This is a genomic window from Flavobacterium sp. (assembly GCF_039932285.1).
In the GTDB taxonomy this organism is placed as follows: Bacteria; Bacteroidota; Bacteroidia; order Flavobacteriales; family Flavobacteriaceae; genus Flavobacterium.
Genome location: NZ_JBDTQE010000037.1, coordinates 1 through 17,568, shown reverse-complemented (window position 1 = coordinate 17,568; position 17,568 = coordinate 1). Strand labels below are relative to the sequence as shown.

Here is a 17,568-nt window from a genome sequence, read left to right as displayed (position 1 = left end):
CATGAAATACATTCATGGTTTTTAAACATTTCACCATATTTATTATTATTCTATACTCGAAACATTAACCATTTCATTGGTATCTTCTTTATAATCTACCCCATCAAATCCAAATCCGAAAAGATTATGAAAATCACTTCTGTAGCCTTCTAAATCTCCTATTTCTGGTAATGTTTCGGTAGTTGCTTCTAACCAAAGTTTAGCCACTTTTTCTTGAACATCAGCTCTCATTTCCCAATCATCTATACGTATTCTACCTTTTTCATCAGTAGGAATTGCATTTCCTGTATATAATCTTTGTGAATATAATCTTTGCATTTGCTCTATACAACCTTCGTGAATTCCTTCAGCTTTCATAATTTTATATAATAATGAAATATATAAAGGTATCACTGGAATAGCTGAACTAGCTTGCGTTACCAAGGCTTTATTTACTGAAACATATGCTTTTCCGCCTAAATCTGCCAAACTATCGGTAATAGAAAAAGCGGTAGCTTCAAGATGGTCTTTTGCTTTACCAATTGTTCCTTTGCGATAAACTGCTTCGGTAACTTCTGGCCCTATATAAGAATAAGCAATTGTAGTAGCACCATTCGCTAATAAATTTTCTTTTTTTAAAGCATCTATCCACATAGACCAATCTTCTCCACCCATTACGGTTACAGTATTTTCAATATCATCGCCTTCACAAGGAGCAATAGAAATATCCGAAACTTTTCCTGAATGAAAATCGACCGTTTTATTTGTAAATGTTCCTCCTATTGGTTTTAGAACCGAACGATGCAAAACTCCTGTAATTGGATGCAAGCGAACTGGTGATGCTAAACTATAAATAACCAAATCTATCTGACCTAGATCAGCCTTAATCATATCGATTGTTTGTTGTTTCACTTCATTAGAAAAAGCATCTCCATTGATACTTTTTGCATACAAACCAGCTTTATGTGCTTCATTTTCGAAAGCTGCCGAATTGTACCAACCTGGCGAAGCTGTTTTTCCTTCACTTGCTGGTTTTTCGAAGAAAACACCTATTGTAGAAGCATCGCAACCAAAAGCACTAGTAATTCTTGAAGCCAAACCAAAACCTGTTGAAGCTCCAATTACTAAAACTCTTTTTGCTCCTTCTATATGTCCTTTAGATTTTACGTAAGCTATCTGATTTTTTATATTTTGCTCACAACCTGTTGGGTGTGCTGTAAGACAAATAAATCCTCGCATTCTTGGTTCTATAATCATTTTTTATATTTATTTGTTGATGTGTTTGTTCGTTTATTTGTGAAATCAAAAATACTAAAAATCTAACAATCTAAGAAGTCTATCAATCTAATTTTCTAATTTAATAATGATTTTGCATGATTAAGTGCCGAATCTGAAATATCTTTTCCTGATAGCATTTCGGCAATTTCTACAACTCGTTCATTTTGAGACAGTAATTTCAGTTCTGAAATGGTACTTTCTCCTTCCGATGATTTAAAAACTTTATAATGTTGGTTTCCTTTTGCAGCAATTTGTGGCAAATGTGTAATAGCAAAAACTTGCATTTTAGTACTCATTTCTTTCATAATATCACCCATTTTATGAGCAATTTCTCCAGAAACACCTGTATCTATTTCATCAAAAATAATGGTTGGTAATTTTGAGTAATTGGCTAAAATTGCTTTGACAGCCAACATAATTCTTGACATTTCTCCACCAGAAGCTACTTTTTTAAGTAGTCCAAAACTCGTTCCTTTATTTGCCGAAAACAACAATTGTACTTCATCTTTTCCGGATGGTAAATAGTTTTGTGTTTGATTAATTTCGAACTGAAATCTAGCATTTGGCATTCCTAATTGTGTTAGAATTTCAGTAATTTGATTTACTAAAACTGGAACAGCTTCACTCCTATTTTTTGAAATTTGTGAAGCAATTTTATCTAAAACCAAAACACTTTCATTTAATTGGATTTCCAATTTTTGAATTTGATTTTCTAAATCATCAACCAAAACTAATTTATTGTCTAAATCATTTTGGATAATTAACAATTCAGCGACTGATTCTACTTGGTGCTTTTTTTGTAATGAATATATCGTTTGCAGTTTTTGATTAACCAAATCTAATTTTTCTGGATCATTAACTAATTTTTCTACTTGTTGAGAAAGCTCGATTGAAATGTCTTCAAATTCGATTAATGTACTTGAAACCCTTTCAAATAAATCCTTAAATTCCGATGACAATCCTGCTATTTTTTGCAAAGAAATTTTAACTTCCTTCAAGTTTTGTATAATTCCTATTTGCTCTTCATTAGCTACAACTAATGATTTATCTAGAGATTCTTTTATAAATTCGATATTATTTAGCTTCTCGAAAACACTTTCTAATTCTTCTTGTTCATTGGCTTTTAAATTTGCCGAAAGCAATTCTTCTAACAAGAATGAATTATAATCTTGCTCTTTTGATAATGCTTCTTTTTCAGCATGTAATTTTTTTAATTCGTTTTTTGCTGATTTATATTTGGCTAAATTTTGTTTGTAATCTAAAAGTGAATTTTGATGATTTGCAATGGCATCAAGAATCTCAATTTGATAAGCTTCGTTAGATAATTCTTGTGTTTGATGTTGCGAATGAATATCTAATAAAAATTGACTTAAATCCTGTAGTCCATTAAGGTTTACTGGACTGTCATTTACAAAAGCTCTAGATTTTCCTGAAGGCAAAATTTCACGACGAATGATTGTTATGTCTTCGTAATCTAAATCATTTGTAGTAAAAAAATCTTGTAAATTGTATTTTGATATTTGAAACTGTGCTTCGATAACACATTTTTGTTCTTTGTCTTTTAGAGAAGTTAAATCGGCGCGTTTCCCTAAAACCAAACCTAAAGCACCTAAAAGTATCGATTTTCCCGCACCTGTTTCTCCTGTAATAATTGAAAATTGGTTAGAAAAATTCATTTCTAACTGTTCTATTAATGCGAAATTTTTTATAGATAATGAAGCTAACATAGTGAGAAATTAATAACTAATTTTTCCCCATTTGCTCGAATTTGTAGGAGATAATCTATTGAGTGCATTAATAACTTCGGTGACATCAACTTTTGGACCATCAGTATAAATACTAAATATTTCGTCAGCTTTTGCATCAAAAAACACTCTAGTCAGATAAGCATTTGGTCTTGTTTCGGCAATTTGGGACAATGTTTTTAAGGCGATTTTTATACTTTCTTTAGCATCTTTTGGATTATCGGACATTTTGTCTAAAGCATTCAAATGATATTCGTACATCGCTTTTCTAAAAGCTACAAAAGCAGGCGAAAGCATATCATTTATAAGAAAATATCTATTTTGATTTTTATCCGATTGGCTCCAACCTTTTATTTGACTTTGTTGAGCTACATTAACAATGTTTTGAGCATTTTCTAACGATTTAGAACCTCCTTCGAGTGCAAATGTATCTGCATCAACGCCAACAATTAAGTTAGAATAAAATGCCATTATTGAAAGTAAATTTGAATCGAATGAGTTTTGATCAAAAGTTAAATTTTGAAATTCTGTATAATTAAAAGCAACATCCTTGTCATTTATATTTAAAATTGGTGACATGTAAGTTGAGTTATAAACCGGTCTTGATGCCTGAACCTGGAGGGTTCCCGTAAACTGATCGGCAGTATAAGTCGTTATTGTAAAGAAAAAAGAACATTCAATTTTTTCGTTTCCTTTATAAGACTGATCAGACCATTTTGTATTGTTTACAAACTCTGTCAACGCTTTTTTAAGTGTTTTAAATACTTGCTGATTTGTTGCTGCAACTTGATCCGTATTAAAGGTTACGGAACAATTGAGTTCTTGAGCTTGTGAAAACCCAAAAAATAACAGAAATAAAAAAACAAATATTTTACGCATAATGTGAAACAATTTTATTTACAATATCGATAGCGACTTCTTCTTTCGATTTTAATTCTTGTGGTTCTATCTTAAATTTTTTGTCTATAAATGTAACTTTATTTGTTGATTTTCCAAATCCAGCACCCATATCATTTAAAGAATTAAGAACTATCAAATCTAGGTTTTTTTTCTGAATTTTTAGCTTTGCATTATCAATTTCATTTTCAGTTTCGAGAGCAAAACCAATTAGAAATTGATTTTTCTTAATTTGTCCTAATGACAACAAAATATCTTTAGTTTTCTCTAATTCAATAGTAAACGTAGCTTCGGTCTTTTTTATTTTCTGATCTGCCACATTTTTTGGTCGATAATCCGCCACAGCAGCGGCAGCAATCATTACATCATAATCATTAAAATATAGATGACAAGCATTATACATTTCTTCGGCAGAAGTCACTCTAACTAGATTTATTAATAAATTTTTTATTTGAAAATGTGTTGGCCCAGAAACTAAAGTAACTTGGGCACCTAAATTTGCGGCAGCAATAGCAATATCGAAGCCCATTTTTCCTGAAGAATGATTTCCTATAAACCGAACAGGATCTATGGCTTCATAAGTTGGACCTGCAGTAACGAGAATTTTTTTACCTTTTAATGGTAATTTATTTTCGATGTCTTTTTCTAAAAAGACAATGATATTTTCTGGTTCTGCCATGCGTCCTTCTCCTGAAAGCCCACTAGCTAATTCGCCACTTTCGGCAGGAATAATAGTATTTCCAAATTTGGCGAAAGCCTCAAAATTAATTATTGTAGACGGATGTTTGTACATATCTAAATCCATCGCTGGAGCAATATATACTGGGCATTTTGCCGATAGATAAGTAGCGATAAGTAAATTATCACAGTTACCCGAAACCATCTTAGACATTGTATTTGCTGTTGCTGGCGCAATAACAATATAATCTGCCCAGAGTGCTAAATCGACATGATTGTTCCAAACTGCATCTTGATTATCTTCATTAAAAAAAGAAGAATGAACAGGGTTTTTAGAGAGTGTAGAAAGTGTGAGTGGTGTTACAAAATCCTTAGAAGCAGGAGTCATTATCACTTGGACATGTGCTCCTGCTTTTATGAATAATCTAACTAATGAAGCTGATTTGTAAGCGGCAATTCCACCAGAAACGCCTAGTATTATTTTCTTACCACTTAAAACAGACATACTTGTTTTATTTTGTTGATTTGTAATAAATTTTATCTTCCAACCATTCTTCAACAGCTAATGCATGTGATTTAGGTAGTTTTTCATAAAATTTAGAAACTTCAATTTGCTCTTTGTTTTCGAAAACTTCCTCTAAACTATCATTATAAGTAGCAAATTCTTCTAATTTTTCAATTAGTTCTTTTTTTATTTCAGCATTAATCTGGTTTGCTCTTTTAGCCATTATGGTAATCGCCTCATAAACATTTCCAGTTGGTTCTTCAATTACTGTTTTGTTATAAGTAATTGTGTTTACTGGAGCTGTAGTCTTTTTTAAATCCATGACTTTTTTTTATTTAGAAAATTGTTGTAAATCCTTATCAATTCTAACCAACATTTGGTCAGCTATTTTTTTGTATTCTGTGTTCGAATTAAAATTAATCAAAGCTTCTTGTGCTGCTTTTGCAAAATTTAACCTATCTTCCATTTTTGATGGGACACTGTTTATAGCTAATTGGTAACTTGCATTTAATTTGTAAAACATTGCCTGTTCTTTATATGGTGTTCCTGGATAATCTGCTATAAAATTATCTAAAGCTTTAATTGCTGGTTTATAATCCTCGATAGTATTATATTGTTTTGCAATTTCAAAAGCCTTTTTTTCTAATTTTTCTCTTAATTCTTTTACCACTACATTTGCATCTGCTAAGTATTGAGAATTTGGATATTTATTAATAAAATTTTGTAATTTGTTAATTGCTTTATCAGTATCTACCTGATCTAGTGAATAAACTGGCGACAATTTAGAATATGATTTTGCTCCTAAAAAATCTGCTTCTTCTGCATTTTTACTTTTCGGATACAAAGCTGCAAAGCTTTCAAATTGATATCCTGACAAATAATACTGCTCTGTTTTATAATAAGATTGTGAAAACATATAGAAAACATTCTCAGCTTCTGGCTTTCCTTTTACTACAGGTGAAATTTGTTCAAAAAGGCGTATAGCTTTTTCATACTTACCAGCTTCATATTTCTTAGTTGCTTCCTTAATCTTCACTTCGACGTCTTCAGATTTAATTGCTTTTTGGTATTCGCTACAAGACGAAAACAAAGCAATTATTAGGAGTGTGTATATTATTTTCTTCATATTTATTTTAAAATTTCGATTTTTATTGACTTTTTGAGCTCGGAAAATCGAAGTGCAAATTTAGTTATTAATTTTTATATAAAAAACTTTATTTTTATTGTTATTTTTAGAGCTGCTTTGTGAATAAATCTAATCTATTTGCCAGATTTTCATCAACACTAACTAATGGTAAACGAACTGTATTTTCTGACAGGCCTAATGATTTAAAAATTTCTTTTACTCCAGCTGGATTTCCTTGCTCGAAAATCATATCAATACTGTTCATTAATTTGTAATGTAAATCATAAGCTTCATCTACTTTTCGTTGTAAACCAAGACGAACCATTTGAGAGAATTCTTTTGGATAACCTTCACCTATTACTGATATTACTCCTGAGCCACCTGCTAAAACAATAGGAAGTGTAATCATATCATCACCTGAAATTACTAAAAAATCTTTTGGTTTTCCCTGTATAAGCTTCATAGCCTGCACAATATCTCCTGCTGCTTCTTTTATCCCTATAAGATTTTTAAACTCTTTTGCCAATCTTAGTACTGTCTCTGGAGACATATTACTCGCTGTTCTTCCAGGAACATTGTATAGGATAACTGGAATTGGCGATGCTTCTGAGACCATTTTGAAATGTTGATAAATTCCTTCTTGGGTAGGTTTATTATAATATGGTGAGACTGAAAGTATTGCAGAAAAATTAGAAAAATCTCTTGTTTTTAATTCTTCAACTACTTTTGCTGTATTATTCCCTCCAACTCCTAAAACTAAAGGTAATCTTCCATTATTAGCTTCAACTATTGTTGTGATTACAACTTCTTTTTCATCCTGAGTTAGCGTTGCTGATTCAGCAGTTGTACCTAGGACTACTAAATATTCGACTCCTCCATCTATGACATAATTTACGATTCTCTTTAAAGCTTCTATATCTATAGAAAAATCTTTTTTAAATGGTGTTACAAGAGCAACTCCAGTTCCAATAAATGCTTGCATGGTTTTATATTTTGTTTAAAATTTTTAAATATCTAAATAGTTCATGAACAAAAACTTTATAATTTTCAGCATTAGTATTAATCATTAAATGATTTAATCTTTTATCAATAGTAGAAAACCCTGTTTTAAATAATGCTTTAGAATGATTTGTGATATATAAGAGTGGCACTTTTTCGGTATCATAATAACTTATTAGCATATCAAAAGGCGTGTTTAGAAAATTTGTAATAAATATTTTATTAAAATCTCCTTTCCAACTCATATCATTATTACTAAATGTAGGTTTAGAAAAGCTTTCGTTTTTTTTTATTTTATCTCTAAAAACAATCATATTTATGTTGTTTTCATTGATCCCACATGCAATTAATTCTTCTGTAAGTTGCTCTTTATTTGAAAAATAACTTTCATCTAATATTATCCCTACGGTTTGAATTGGAGTTATTAATGAACTTGGTTTTACGTTGTGCAAACTTCTTTTTAATATTTTTTTTAGCGAAATTACTTTTATATAGCTTATAAACATATTACTTTTACATTTTTAATCTTTAAAAACAAATTTAATCAAATAAGATTTAATTGTCATGGTAAATGTAGAAAAGAGTGTACTTGTTTTAAAACATTTTGTTTTAATTTTAACGTTAATCGTATTTAATAATAGTTGTTTTGCCCAGTTAGAAGTTGCAAAAATAGAAGGCAAACAAATAAATGTAAACGAAAAAGCATATTCGCTCGCAGAATACAATGCTTATATTGCTCCTTATAAAACTAATATTGACAACGATTTAAATACCGTTCTAGCTTTTTGTCCAGAAACTTTAGAAAAAAGTAAAGGTCAGTGGCAAACCAATATTGGAGATTTTCTTGCAGATATTACATTAGCAAAAACAAATCCTGTATTTAAAAAACGTGAGAATTTAGATATTGACATTTGCATTTTAAACCATGGAGGAATTAGATCTATTCTTCCAAAAGGAGATGTTACTACAAGAACTGCTTTTGAAATAATGCCTTTTGAAAACACTACGGTTGTTGTTGCTTTGAATGGTGGACAAATAGCCGAATTTGTAGACTATTTTATTAAAGAAAAAAAACCACATCCAATTTCTGGAATTACATTTACTATAGATGAGACAAACAAACCAATAGACATTCTCGTAAAGGATCAACCATTGGATCTTACAAAAACATACTATGTAGTCACTTCAGATTATCTTTCGAATGGAGGGGATAATATGAATTTTTTTAAGAAAAATACAAAAATATATGATCTAGATTATAAACTCAGAAATATCTTAATTGACTATCTTAAAGATGTAGATACAATACCTATTATTAAAAAAATTAAGGTAACCCAAATAAAAAAATAAAAAATTACAATCTGATTAATAAATTAAGTAATAATGAAAAGAAGAGACTTTATTCAGAAAACCGCAGCAAGTGCAACTTTACTAACACTTGGAGGTCTGTCATTAAGTAGTTTTACAACAAATAGCTTAAAAAAAATTACTATTTTACATACAAATGATGTACACAGTCATATAGACCCTTTTCCTGCAACTGACCCAAGAAACCCAAACATGGGAGGAGTAGCAAGACGTGCTGCTATTATTGAACAAATAAGAAGAGAAGAATCTAATGTACTTCTTCTTGATGCAGGAGACATTTTTCAAGGAACTCCTTATTTTAATTATTATGGAGGAGAATTAGAATACAAACTAATGAGTATGATGAAATACGATTTAGTAACAATAGGAAATCATGATTTTGACAATGGAATAGATGGTTTACTTGCACAAATGCCTCACGCAGAATTTGATTTTGTATCTGCAAATTATGACTTTAAAAACACTGTCCTTAACACTATTGTAAAACCATATAAAATTTTTAAAAAAAATGGTGTAAAAATAGGGATTTTTGGTCTTGGAGTTGAACTATCAGGTCTTGTTGATAAAAAACTATACAAAGAAACAGTCTACAACGATCCAATTGAAGTAGCTCAGGACATGTCACGTATACTAAAAGAAGAACAAAAATGTGATCTTGTTATTTGCTTGTCTCACATAGGATACGATTACAAAAACGACCCTGAGAAAGCTTCAGATATAATGTTGGCTAGAAAAACAAAAAATATAGATATAATAATTGGTGGGCATACACATACTTTTTTAGATAAGCCTGTTGTTGAAAAAAATCTTGAAGGCAAAGAGGTTCTAATTAACCAAGTTGGATGTTATGGTATAAACTTAGGTCGAATAGATTTCTATTTAGATGATAAAAATAATATTGCAGCTGGTGGCAAGAAAATTATTATTTAATTTTTTTTTCTGATAAAATCATAAATTTATACAATGAAAACTGAGCAAAAGAATATAAAAGCGCCACTATAGGCTGAAAAATAGAGATTGATATATAGTAAACTTTTATTATAAAAATAAACTGTATAATAGTAAATAATACAGTACTTATTAGTAACCAATAGTTCATTTTATTATTTTCTATAATATAGTTTGATAAGGAAAATCCTCCTAAAAAGCTCATGAAAATTATTTGCAAAATATATGTGTAAAATACACCTCGTAATTCATCTATTGTTAGACTTGTAACATATAAAAAAAGAGTTAAAAAAGGAATACTTGCTAAAATTACTGGCAAATAGCTTTTTATTTTAATAATTTTTATAACAATATATATAATCAAAATTATATAAGACATAAAGAATATAGCTCCTAATAAAGAAAAAATAAACTCTTTTGAAATAAAAAAAATATTTGAAATTAGCGCAAAAAGTAAGGCTAGTATAAAATAATTATTTCTATTTTCCGATGATCTCCAATATATTGTGATTAGTAAAGGATTTAACAAAGGTTTTAGCACATAAATAAAAGATGTATATTCAAAAAACTCTGCTATAATTAACCCTAAAACCACAGCAAAAAAGATTGAAATTAGAATATTAACTTGGTTTCTGTTAATAACATTTACTTGTTTCTTTTCCATTTTATTATTTCATTTAAGATAAAGAATTACTTGTTACATATTTTACCATATAATAATATGAAGCAAACTGAGCTATTACATTAAGAATTATAAAAATTTCCAAGTTTAAATAAAAATTATATATTGCAAAAAAAACATCAGAAATGATAAAACAAATACACATAACTATTGCATAAAATGTTTTTCCATTTGGATTATTTAAATAATTCAAACCAACAATTGAAGTCAATAAGCACAATATAATCCCATAAACTATATATAAATTAAGTACTAAATTATCTAAATTAGACATCATACTTATTACTACATACAAAACAGACAAGCAACTAACCATCATCAAAAGAAAATAAAAAAACTTTCTCCTTGATGTATTCTTGACTGAAAAATCCTTTATAACCAAATATATCAACATTAAATAACTAATCATATTAAGTAAAGTGATTGTAATATCTCCTATTGACAATTCAAATAAAACAATCATATCTGACATGAAATTGAATAATAAAATTATCAAAAAAATCCAATTAATTTTACCACTTCTACTTTGCAAATAATAATAAAAAATAGCTGGAGCAATAACAGGCTTCATAATTAATAATAACGAATCATTATTTATTACAAGAGCTAAAATCGCAAAAAAACTAGCTATAAGATATAAAATTAATGATGGGGATATAGTTTTCATTTCACATTTCTATTTTTTTTGAAAAAATTGTGCTTTTGTTTCTTAATAAAAAATATTTTACTAAAAAATAAAATGATATAATATTAAATAATACACTTATATACCTAAAAAAAATAAAATCATAATAGTAATAATAAATCACGTAAAACAAATCGCAAATTATAAAACAACAAGTTGCCATCATTAGTGACATATTCTCTTGATTACTTTTTAAAAGATACAAAACCGTGTTTAACAAACCTAAAATTAATAACACCGAACTGTAAACTATTATATACAAATATAAAATAGAAGAAGAGTCAAATACTAAAAACAAACATATATAAAGTAAACATGATAAAAATAGTAACATCAAGATTATATAAGTTAAGCTTATAATATCTAACATTTTTATATTTATTTCAAACAAACTTCTAACAACAAAACCAAGTAAAATACAATATACTATCAGATTTATTAAAATTACATATCGCAAAGCAAACGCATCCTCAAATAGATTAAAAATACCACTCACAAAAAGTAATAATAATACAGCCGAAAACCAAAAACTAACATTTTTATGACTTTCTTGTAAATAATAAAAAAAAATTGAAGTAGAAACAATAGGCTTAGATATCAAAGTTAGATATTCACTATCTATAACAATAGATAAAAAAAATAAAAATCCTGAAATCATGTACAACAATAGTGGTGGGTTTATTGCTTTCATATCATAAACTTACAAAAATAAATTTTAACCTGTAAAACTTATTACAAATAAACCTTATAATAACGAATGTAATACAAGAACGAGAAAGAAATATTTATAACTATTTTATTTCAAAAATCGATCAATTTCGACAGTCCATTTTAAGCTTGAGTTATAAAACAATTGTCCATTTTTTACCTCTAACGGACAATCAAAATTATTCGTAAAAAGGCCTCCAGTCCCCAAACCTTGTGGCATTAAGTTTTGCTTCAAAAAGGTAAATTGCGCAATGGCATTTAGACCAATATTTGACTCTAAAGCAGAAGTAATCCACCAACCAATATTGTGTTTTTTGGCTAACGAAATCCACTCATTTGTTCCTCTAAAACCACCTACAAAACTAGGCTTCAAAATGATATATTTCGGTTTAATTTTAAGTAGTAATTCTTCTTTTTCTTGATGAGAAAACACACCTATAAGCTCCTCGTCAAGCGCAATGTCAATTTTACTGTTTCTACACAGCTCTGACATACTGTCAGTATGATTTTTCTGTATGGGTTGTTCTATGCTATGCAATTGATAACCAGATATTTTATTTAATTTACCTAAAGCATCAATTTCACTAAAAGCACCGTTAGCATCTACCCTAATTTCTATTTGTTCTGGTGTAAAATTTTGACGAATATAGTGTAATAACTCTAATTCTTTATCAAAATCTATCGCGCCTATTTTAAGTTTTATACACTTGAAACCTTGTGCTATTTTTTCTTCTATTTGTTGTTTCATTTCTTGTGCTTCACCCATCCAAATTAGCCCATTAATCGGAATACTTTTTTCGTCCAAAGTAAAGGCTGAAGGAAACAACAAAAATGGAGTTGAAGAAACTAATGATTGGAAAGCCATTTCGACTCCAAATTGAATGGAAGGAAACTCGACTAAAGCTTCCCAAAGCCCTTTTTCTCCCAAGTGAATATTGTTGCAAACCCATTGCAATTTTTCTTCATAATCGGGTCTGTCATCACAACTCAAACCACGCAAAATTCCGCACTCTCCTATTCCCTTTTTTTCATCGTTTTGCAACACTAAAAACCAGGTTTCTTTTTGGGTTAAAATACCTCGTGAAGTTCCTGATGGTTTTTTGAAATTGAGAATATATTTGTGGTAAGTTGCTTTCAAAAATAGATTGTTTGATTGTTAGACTTGTTAGATAATTAGATTTTTATATTTTTAGATTTCGACTTTTGTCTTAAAAAAATCAATCGACTAATCGAAGTACTTTTTTGAAATTATCATTTGGCAAATTTACTTTCTGAAATTTATCTAAATCGTTGATGGTTTTATTTTTCCAAGTTTGATTTACAGATACATTTTGTTCTTTGTACTTGTTATGAATTTCTCGAGATTCACTCATTTTATCTAAAAACATATAAGTGTGTGCTAGATTAAGCTGAACCAAAAGCTCACTCGAATCTAAATTTTCGGCAATTTTAAGTGTTTTAAGCGCTTTTTCGAATTGTTTGGTATAAATATACAATTCGCCTAAAGTATTGTAGTCTAAAGGCGACGCTTTGCTTTTGTTGATTATTTTATCATTCATCAATAGGATTCCCTCGTCATACTTTCCTTGTTTGGCTAAAGTTTTTGATTCTTGACGAATAATCTTATTATAAACTTCAACAGCATTTGTTTCCGCTAGTGCTTTATCTTCAAATTTATTTATTAACGACAGTTTCTCCGTGTTTGACAGTTTTTGAAATACTGAGAATTTGTACTCATTTTGTAATTTTTCGATTATATTAAAACAAAAAGCGTCTGGATTGGGTAATTTTGAAGCTATTTCTGTTGTTTTTATAAAATTAAGAGCCGTTTTTTTGTTTGTTTGATTCCATATTTTACTCGCTTTTATATCTACCCACGGAACAATTTCGAGGATGATTTTTTGCCCTAAAATCCAATTCTTACTTTCGAAACCGAACCAAATCGTTTTAGAATCATTTATTAAACAAGTAGATTTTTCTAAAGAAATTACTTTTACTTCTTTGTTTACGGGATTATTTTGATACAAACAGGCTCTTTTAGAATCTCCTGATTTTATAAAATCTACCGCTTTATTATTATCAGAAAAAACAGCATAAATGCATTTATCGTCACCTGATACTTTTGAAGTTAATGAAATTGCACTACCTGTTCCTTGTGTAATTCCTGTTGGATCCGGAATGGCTTTGAGTACTGATGATAAATCAGAAACCAGTTTTTGGTTTTCGTCTAGCAACGTGATTCTATACACAAATTCGGTGGTTCCGTCTGGAAAATCTTCTGACTTAACAAGGGTTCTTTCTCCTGCCGAAAGTTTTATTTCTTTATTGGTTACTCGTTGGTTATCCCAGTAACCGTCTTGCGCAAAAGAAATACTTGTTAGAAAAAGAAATGCTATTTTTATTATTTTCATTATTTTTGTTTTGTTTGTTGTAGCAATTTGAGTGCCAGTTTAAAACGAAAGTTCTTTTATGATTGAAATGCCCTAGCCCTGATTGCAGTGGAAATACTTTTGCTTTTTCCTTTAAAAAGCAAAAGATTGCAACGAAAAGCAGGAAGTAGCTCCTAAAATTACAAATTGATACTTTCTCCTATTTCTAGCAACATAAGGTCTTTTCCTGCGTCGAAAAATTTCTTTTTGGCTTCGTCGTGGTTTATTTCGATATAACCAAAAGTGTCATAATGGTAGCCGAGAATTTTATCACAATCTACAAAATCGGAAGCGATAATAGCATCATCTACATCCATCGTAAAATTATCGCCAATAGGAAGAATCGCTAAATCGAGTTTGGTACGCATTGGGATGAGTTTCATATCCATAGTAAGTGCCGTGTCGCCTGCAATATAGATATTTTTGTGCTCGCCTTCTATAACAAATCCGCCTGGATTCCCTCCGTAACTTCCGTCAGGAAATGAACTGGTGTGAATGGCATTGACATACTTTACATTTCCAAAACTGAAATTCCAACTTCCACCAAGATTCATTGGGTGAAATTGTAATCCTTTATTACCAAAATGTGTTGCTACTTCGTAATTGGAAACTATCACAGCGTTGGTTTGTTTGGCAATGGCTTCGGCATCGAGAATATGGTCGTTGTGAGCGTGCGTGAGCAGAATATAATCAGCTTTGAGCGAACGGATATCGATATGACTTGCTTTTGGGTTTGCAGAAATATATGGATCGACCAAAATGTGTTTCCCTGCAACTTCAATACCAATACAGGCATGACCGTAGAATGTTATTTTCATTTGAATTGAATTAAGGTTACTTTTTATCTTCCTCCTAAAAATAAATTTACAATGATATCAGAAAAGAAAAAAATCAGGCATAAAGACAGTAACAATGAAAGCAAAAAGGTACTTATTGCTACTTTCTTTAATTCTGGATCTAAAGCTCTGGAATCTTTATTTTTATAAACCGTTATAAGATGTTTTGTGAGCGGTATATAAGCCAGTAAAAAAAGATACTGATCAAAATGAAAACCTTGTAAAACTGCAAAGCATACTATCAAAACCATTGCTGTAATAATTAGGCAATAGTGATAAATTTTAGCTTTTGCTCCACCCATTTTGACTACTAATGTATTTTTTCCTGCCTTTGTATCAGAAACTTCATCACGCATATTGTTTAAATTGAGTACGCCAACGCTTAATAATCCTATTGCAGCAGCTGGAAGTACTAATTGCCAATCAAACTGCTTCGAATACAAGAAATTTACCCCTAAAGTACTTACTAAACCAAAAAAGACAAATACAAAAACATCACCAAAACCTTTGTATCCATAAGCAGCGTTTCCAACGGTATATCTTATTGCCGAAGCAATGGCTAAACCACCCAATACTAAGAAAAATAAAGAATACCACAAATGTTTGTCATGAAACGAAAAATAAATTAACAAAACTGCTGATATAAAAGTTAGCGTTGCTGTAATTATCATGGCTTTTTTCATCGCAGCAGGCGTAATTACACCGCTTTGTATGGCTCGCATTGGACCTATTCTGTCTTCATTATCAGTTCCTTTAATTCCGTCCCCATAATCATTTGCAAAATTGGAAAGGATTTGTAATCCCAAAGTTGTTAGCATTGCAAAACCAAATATTGTCCAATTGAATACTTGGGTTGGCGTGAGAATATCATTTGTTGGGTTGGCTAATGCATATAAACTTCCTACCATAATTCCCGAAACGGAAAGAGGTAAGGTTCGTAATCGAGCGGCTTGTATCCAGTGTTTCATATTTAATTTTAGATTTCAGATTTTAGATGTTTTGGGAAACTGATTACTGTAAACTGAATACTTTTTAAGGCAACCATTTCTTTTCAAAATTAGGCTTTCTTTTTTCTAAAAAGGCATCTCTTCCTTCTTTTGCTTCATCGGTCATATAAGCTAATCGGGTCGCTTCGCCAGCAAAGACTTGTTGCCCGACCATTCCGTCATCAGTTAGATTCATTGCGAATTTTAGCATTTTAATAGACATTGGTGATTTAGCCAAAATCTCTTGTGCCCATTCGTAAGCAGTATCTTCTAGTTCATCATGAGGAATTACGGCATTTACCATTCCCATTTCGAAAGCTTCTTGTGATGAATAATTACGTCCTAGAAAGAAAATTTCTCGCGCTTTTTTCTGGCCTACCATTTTGGCTAAATAAGCAGAACCATAACCTCCATCGAAACTGGTTACATCGGCATCGGTTTGTTTAAAAATAGCGTGTTCTTTACTGGCTAAAGTCAAATCGCAAACCACGTGTAAACTATGACCACCACCTACAGCCCAACCAGGAACAACACAAATAACTGCTTTCGGCATAAATCGAATGAGTCGTTGCACATCGAGAATATTTAATCGATGGTAACCATCTTCTCCTACATAACCTTGCTGCCCACGTGCTTTCTGATCGCCTCCGCTACAAAAAGAATACACACCATCTTTACTTGATGGTCCTTCAGCAGAAAGCAAAACGACACCAATAGAAGTATCTTCTTGCGCATCGTGAAAAGCTTGTAATAATTCGGCAGTAGTTTTAGGACGAAATGCATTGCGAACATCAGGACGGTTAAAAGCTATTCTAGCGACTCCATTGCATTTTTTGTAAGTTATATCCTCAAATTCTCGGACTGTTTTCCAATCTATTTTGTTCATCTGTGTTTATTTTAATGTAAAAATAATTCATTTGTACTAAACAACATATTAGTTCCTAAAAAGAATCTTACAAATTGACTTAAAAGTGTTAAAATTTCAAGTTAATTTAGATTTTTTATCTTTTCCATTTAATTTTTAATTAATTTTAATCTATTGAAAATCAATTTTTTACATTGATTTAAAATTATTAATTCACACACGGATTTATTAACTTAAAAAAAGATTTATTTGAAAAAAATTGTTTTAGTTGTCGCTCTAGCATTTGGTATCTTTTTCACAAGTTGTAAAAAAGAAATAGAAACACCAGCTGAGGAAATTACCACAGAGCAAATGACTTCAGAAGTTAAAGACAGTATAGTTACTGATACAGTAGCCCCTATGGTTGAACCAAAAGATTCGATAAGCAAGAAATAAACGCTTCAATCTTTAATATTTATAACTAAACTACAGGCAATAAAGCGAATATCGGTTTTGTATTGTGGCGGCTCCCGAGAGTTGTTTAAAAGACAGTGTACAAAAAATTAGAATAAGAATAGAGTTCGCTCTATATTGAAAGAAATTATTCTAATTAAATTTATTTAATTTTTTGATTTTAGTAAAGCATTTTATTATCACTTTACGTATGTTATCGTCTGTTTTTCGAAAAAATAGACAGAAAAATGCCAACTTTGATTATTAAAGTTGGCATTTTTTGCTTTTTATTAAACCCTTTAAAAAAAATAAGTATTAATACTATAAAAAATTAAAATAATTATGCTTTTCAGGACAAGACATATATAAACAAAAAACCCTATCCGATTTGGATAGGGTTTTAAAAAGAAAGGCGACGACAT

At 30.2% G+C, this 17,568-nt stretch carries 18 protein-coding genes; 3 read left to right on the top strand and 15 right to left on the bottom strand.

What is annotated here, in order from left to right; translation table 11 throughout:
* Window positions 1-45: 45 nt before the first annotated feature.
* The 8 genes from fabV to ABI549_RS08345 all read right to left on the bottom strand — a co-directional run bounded on the left by fabV (window position 46) and on the right by ABI549_RS08345 (window position 7,713).
* On the bottom strand, window positions 46-1,236 hold the full coding sequence (fabV, locus tag ABI549_RS08380) for an enoyl-ACP reductase FabV (RefSeq protein ID WP_348076007.1): 1,191 nt from the start codon (window positions 1,234-1,236) through the stop codon (window positions 46-48).
* 95 nt (window positions 1,237-1,331) lie between these two features.
* A complete protein-coding gene (recN, locus tag ABI549_RS08375; protein WP_348076006.1) occupies window positions 1,332-2,984 on the bottom strand; it encodes a DNA repair protein RecN in 1,653 nt (550 codons plus the stop codon).
* Between the two features lie 9 nt (window positions 2,985-2,993).
* Window positions 2,994-3,881: a DUF4835 family protein gene (locus ABI549_RS08370; RefSeq protein WP_348076005.1), complete on the bottom strand. Its 888-nt coding sequence runs from the start codon at window positions 3,879-3,881 to the stop codon at window positions 2,994-2,996.
* Window positions 3,874-5,082 carry a bifunctional phosphopantothenoylcysteine decarboxylase/phosphopantothenate--cysteine ligase CoaBC gene (gene coaBC, locus ABI549_RS08365; RefSeq protein ID WP_348076004.1) on the bottom strand — a complete coding sequence of 403 codons (1,209 nt, stop codon included), beginning with the start codon at window positions 5,080-5,082 and terminating at the stop codon, window positions 3,874-3,876. Before coaBC ends, ABI549_RS08370 begins: the two co-directional genes overlap by 8 nt.
* A gap of 7 nt (window positions 5,083-5,089) precedes the next feature.
* Complete coding sequence (locus ABI549_RS08360) at window positions 5,090-5,404, bottom strand: DNA-directed RNA polymerase subunit omega (RefSeq protein ID WP_348076003.1); 315 nt, start codon at window positions 5,402-5,404, stop codon at window positions 5,090-5,092.
* A 9-nt stretch (window positions 5,405-5,413) separates the two neighbouring features.
* Entirely contained in the window at window positions 5,414-6,208 is a 795-nt protein-coding gene (bamD, locus tag ABI549_RS08355; RefSeq protein ID WP_348076002.1) for an outer membrane protein assembly factor BamD, read from the bottom strand.
* A 106-nt stretch (window positions 6,209-6,314) separates the two neighbouring features.
* Window positions 6,315-7,190: a 4-hydroxy-tetrahydrodipicolinate synthase gene (gene dapA / locus ABI549_RS08350; protein WP_348076001.1), complete on the bottom strand. Its 876-nt coding sequence runs from the start codon at window positions 7,188-7,190 to the stop codon at window positions 6,315-6,317.
* Between the two features lie 4 nt (window positions 7,191-7,194).
* Entirely contained in the window at window positions 7,195-7,713 is a 519-nt protein-coding gene (locus ABI549_RS08345) for a hypothetical protein (RefSeq protein WP_348076000.1), read from the bottom strand.
* Window positions 7,714-7,771: 58 nt separating this feature from the next.
* Here ABI549_RS08345 and ABI549_RS08340 point away from each other — a divergent pair, with 58 nt between their 5' ends.
* Together ABI549_RS08340 and ABI549_RS08335 are read left to right on the top strand one after the other, a co-directional pair.
* Window positions 7,772-8,557 (top strand): 5'-nucleotidase, encoded by a 786-nt coding sequence (locus ABI549_RS08340; protein WP_348075999.1) that lies wholly within the window; start codon window positions 7,772-7,774, stop codon window positions 8,555-8,557.
* Window positions 8,558-8,590: 33 nt separating this feature from the next.
* Window positions 8,591-9,505 (top strand): metallophosphatase, encoded by a 915-nt coding sequence (locus tag ABI549_RS08335; RefSeq protein ID WP_348075998.1) that lies wholly within the window; start codon window positions 8,591-8,593, stop codon window positions 9,503-9,505.
* On the opposite strand, the gene ABI549_RS08330 is transcribed toward ABI549_RS08335, so the two are convergent.
* From ABI549_RS08330 to ABI549_RS08300, 7 genes are all read right to left on the bottom strand, one after another.
* Window positions 9,498-10,187, bottom strand: a complete 690-nt coding sequence (locus ABI549_RS08330; RefSeq protein ID WP_348075997.1) for a lysoplasmalogenase family protein — start codon at window positions 10,185-10,187, stop codon at window positions 9,498-9,500. The two genes, ABI549_RS08335 and ABI549_RS08330, sit on opposite strands and share 8 nt — an antisense overlap.
* A gap of 13 nt (window positions 10,188-10,200) precedes the next feature.
* Window positions 10,201-10,872: a hypothetical protein gene (locus ABI549_RS08325; protein WP_348075996.1), complete on the bottom strand. Its 672-nt coding sequence runs from the start codon at window positions 10,870-10,872 to the stop codon at window positions 10,201-10,203.
* Window positions 10,873-11,686: 814 nt separating this feature from the next.
* On the bottom strand, window positions 11,687-12,736 hold the full coding sequence (locus ABI549_RS08320) for an o-succinylbenzoate synthase (protein ID WP_348075995.1): 1,050 nt from the start codon (window positions 12,734-12,736) through the stop codon (window positions 11,687-11,689).
* Between the two features lie 79 nt (window positions 12,737-12,815).
* A complete protein-coding gene (locus tag ABI549_RS08315; protein ID WP_348075994.1) occupies window positions 12,816-14,009 on the bottom strand; it encodes a hypothetical protein in 1,194 nt (397 codons plus the stop codon).
* Window positions 14,010-14,167: 158 nt separating this feature from the next.
* Window positions 14,168-14,845 carry a metal-dependent hydrolase gene (locus ABI549_RS08310; RefSeq protein ID WP_348075993.1) on the bottom strand — a complete coding sequence of 226 codons (678 nt, stop codon included), beginning with the start codon at window positions 14,843-14,845 and terminating at the stop codon, window positions 14,168-14,170.
* Between the two features lie 23 nt (window positions 14,846-14,868).
* Window positions 14,869-15,831 carry a 1,4-dihydroxy-2-naphthoate octaprenyltransferase gene (gene menA, locus ABI549_RS08305; RefSeq protein WP_348075992.1) on the bottom strand — a complete coding sequence of 321 codons (963 nt, stop codon included), beginning with the start codon at window positions 15,829-15,831 and terminating at the stop codon, window positions 14,869-14,871.
* A 64-nt stretch (window positions 15,832-15,895) separates the two neighbouring features.
* Window positions 15,896-16,735: a 1,4-dihydroxy-2-naphthoyl-CoA synthase gene (locus tag ABI549_RS08300; RefSeq protein WP_348075991.1), complete on the bottom strand. Its 840-nt coding sequence runs from the start codon at window positions 16,733-16,735 to the stop codon at window positions 15,896-15,898.
* Window positions 16,736-16,963: 228 nt separating this feature from the next.
* On the opposite strand from ABI549_RS08300, the gene ABI549_RS08295 reads away from it, so the two are divergent.
* Window positions 16,964-17,149, top strand: a complete 186-nt coding sequence (locus ABI549_RS08295; protein WP_348075990.1) for a hypothetical protein — start codon at window positions 16,964-16,966, stop codon at window positions 17,147-17,149.
* Window positions 17,150-17,568: the final 419 nt, after the last annotated feature.

What these genes read in the sequence shown, in the direction of transcription:
- fabV (WP_348076007.1), bottom strand. Translation starts at nt 1,236, where the DNA reads ATGATTATAGAACCAAGAATGCGAGGATTTATTTGTCTTACAGCACAC.
- recN (WP_348076006.1), bottom strand. Translation starts at nt 2,984, where the DNA reads ATGTTAGCTTCATTATCTATAAAAAATTTCGCATTAATAGAACAGTTA.
- ABI549_RS08370 (WP_348076005.1), bottom strand. Translation starts at nt 3,881, where the DNA reads ATGCGTAAAATATTTGTTTTTTTATTTCTGTTATTTTTTGGGTTTTCA.
- coaBC (WP_348076004.1), bottom strand. Translation starts at nt 5,082, where the DNA reads ATGTCTGTTTTAAGTGGTAAGAAAATAATACTAGGCGTTTCTGGTGGA.
- ABI549_RS08360 (WP_348076003.1), bottom strand. Translation starts at nt 5,404, where the DNA reads ATGGATTTAAAAAAGACTACAGCTCCAGTAAACACAATTACTTATAAC.
- bamD (WP_348076002.1), bottom strand. Translation starts at nt 6,208, where the DNA reads ATGAAGAAAATAATATACACACTCCTAATAATTGCTTTGTTTTCGTCT.
- dapA (WP_348076001.1), bottom strand. Translation starts at nt 7,190, where the DNA reads ATGCAAGCATTTATTGGAACTGGAGTTGCTCTTGTAACACCATTTAAA.
- ABI549_RS08345 (WP_348076000.1), bottom strand. Translation starts at nt 7,713, where the DNA reads ATGTTTATAAGCTATATAAAAGTAATTTCGCTAAAAAAAATATTAAAA.
- ABI549_RS08340 (WP_348075999.1), top strand. Translation starts at nt 7,772, where the DNA reads ATGGTAAATGTAGAAAAGAGTGTACTTGTTTTAAAACATTTTGTTTTA.
- ABI549_RS08335 (WP_348075998.1), top strand. Translation starts at nt 8,591, where the DNA reads ATGAAAAGAAGAGACTTTATTCAGAAAACCGCAGCAAGTGCAACTTTA.
- ABI549_RS08330 (WP_348075997.1), bottom strand. Translation starts at nt 10,187, where the DNA reads ATGGAAAAGAAACAAGTAAATGTTATTAACAGAAACCAAGTTAATATT.
- ABI549_RS08325 (WP_348075996.1), bottom strand. Translation starts at nt 10,872, where the DNA reads ATGAAAACTATATCCCCATCATTAATTTTATATCTTATAGCTAGTTTT.
- ABI549_RS08315 (WP_348075994.1), bottom strand. Translation starts at nt 14,009, where the DNA reads ATGAAAATAATAAAAATAGCATTTCTTTTTCTAACAAGTATTTCTTTT.
- ABI549_RS08310 (WP_348075993.1), bottom strand. Translation starts at nt 14,845, where the DNA reads ATGAAAATAACATTCTACGGTCATGCCTGTATTGGTATTGAAGTTGCA.
- menA (WP_348075992.1), bottom strand. Translation starts at nt 15,831, where the DNA reads ATGAAACACTGGATACAAGCCGCTCGATTACGAACCTTACCTCTTTCC.
- ABI549_RS08300 (WP_348075991.1), bottom strand. Translation starts at nt 16,735, where the DNA reads ATGAACAAAATAGATTGGAAAACAGTCCGAGAATTTGAGGATATAACT.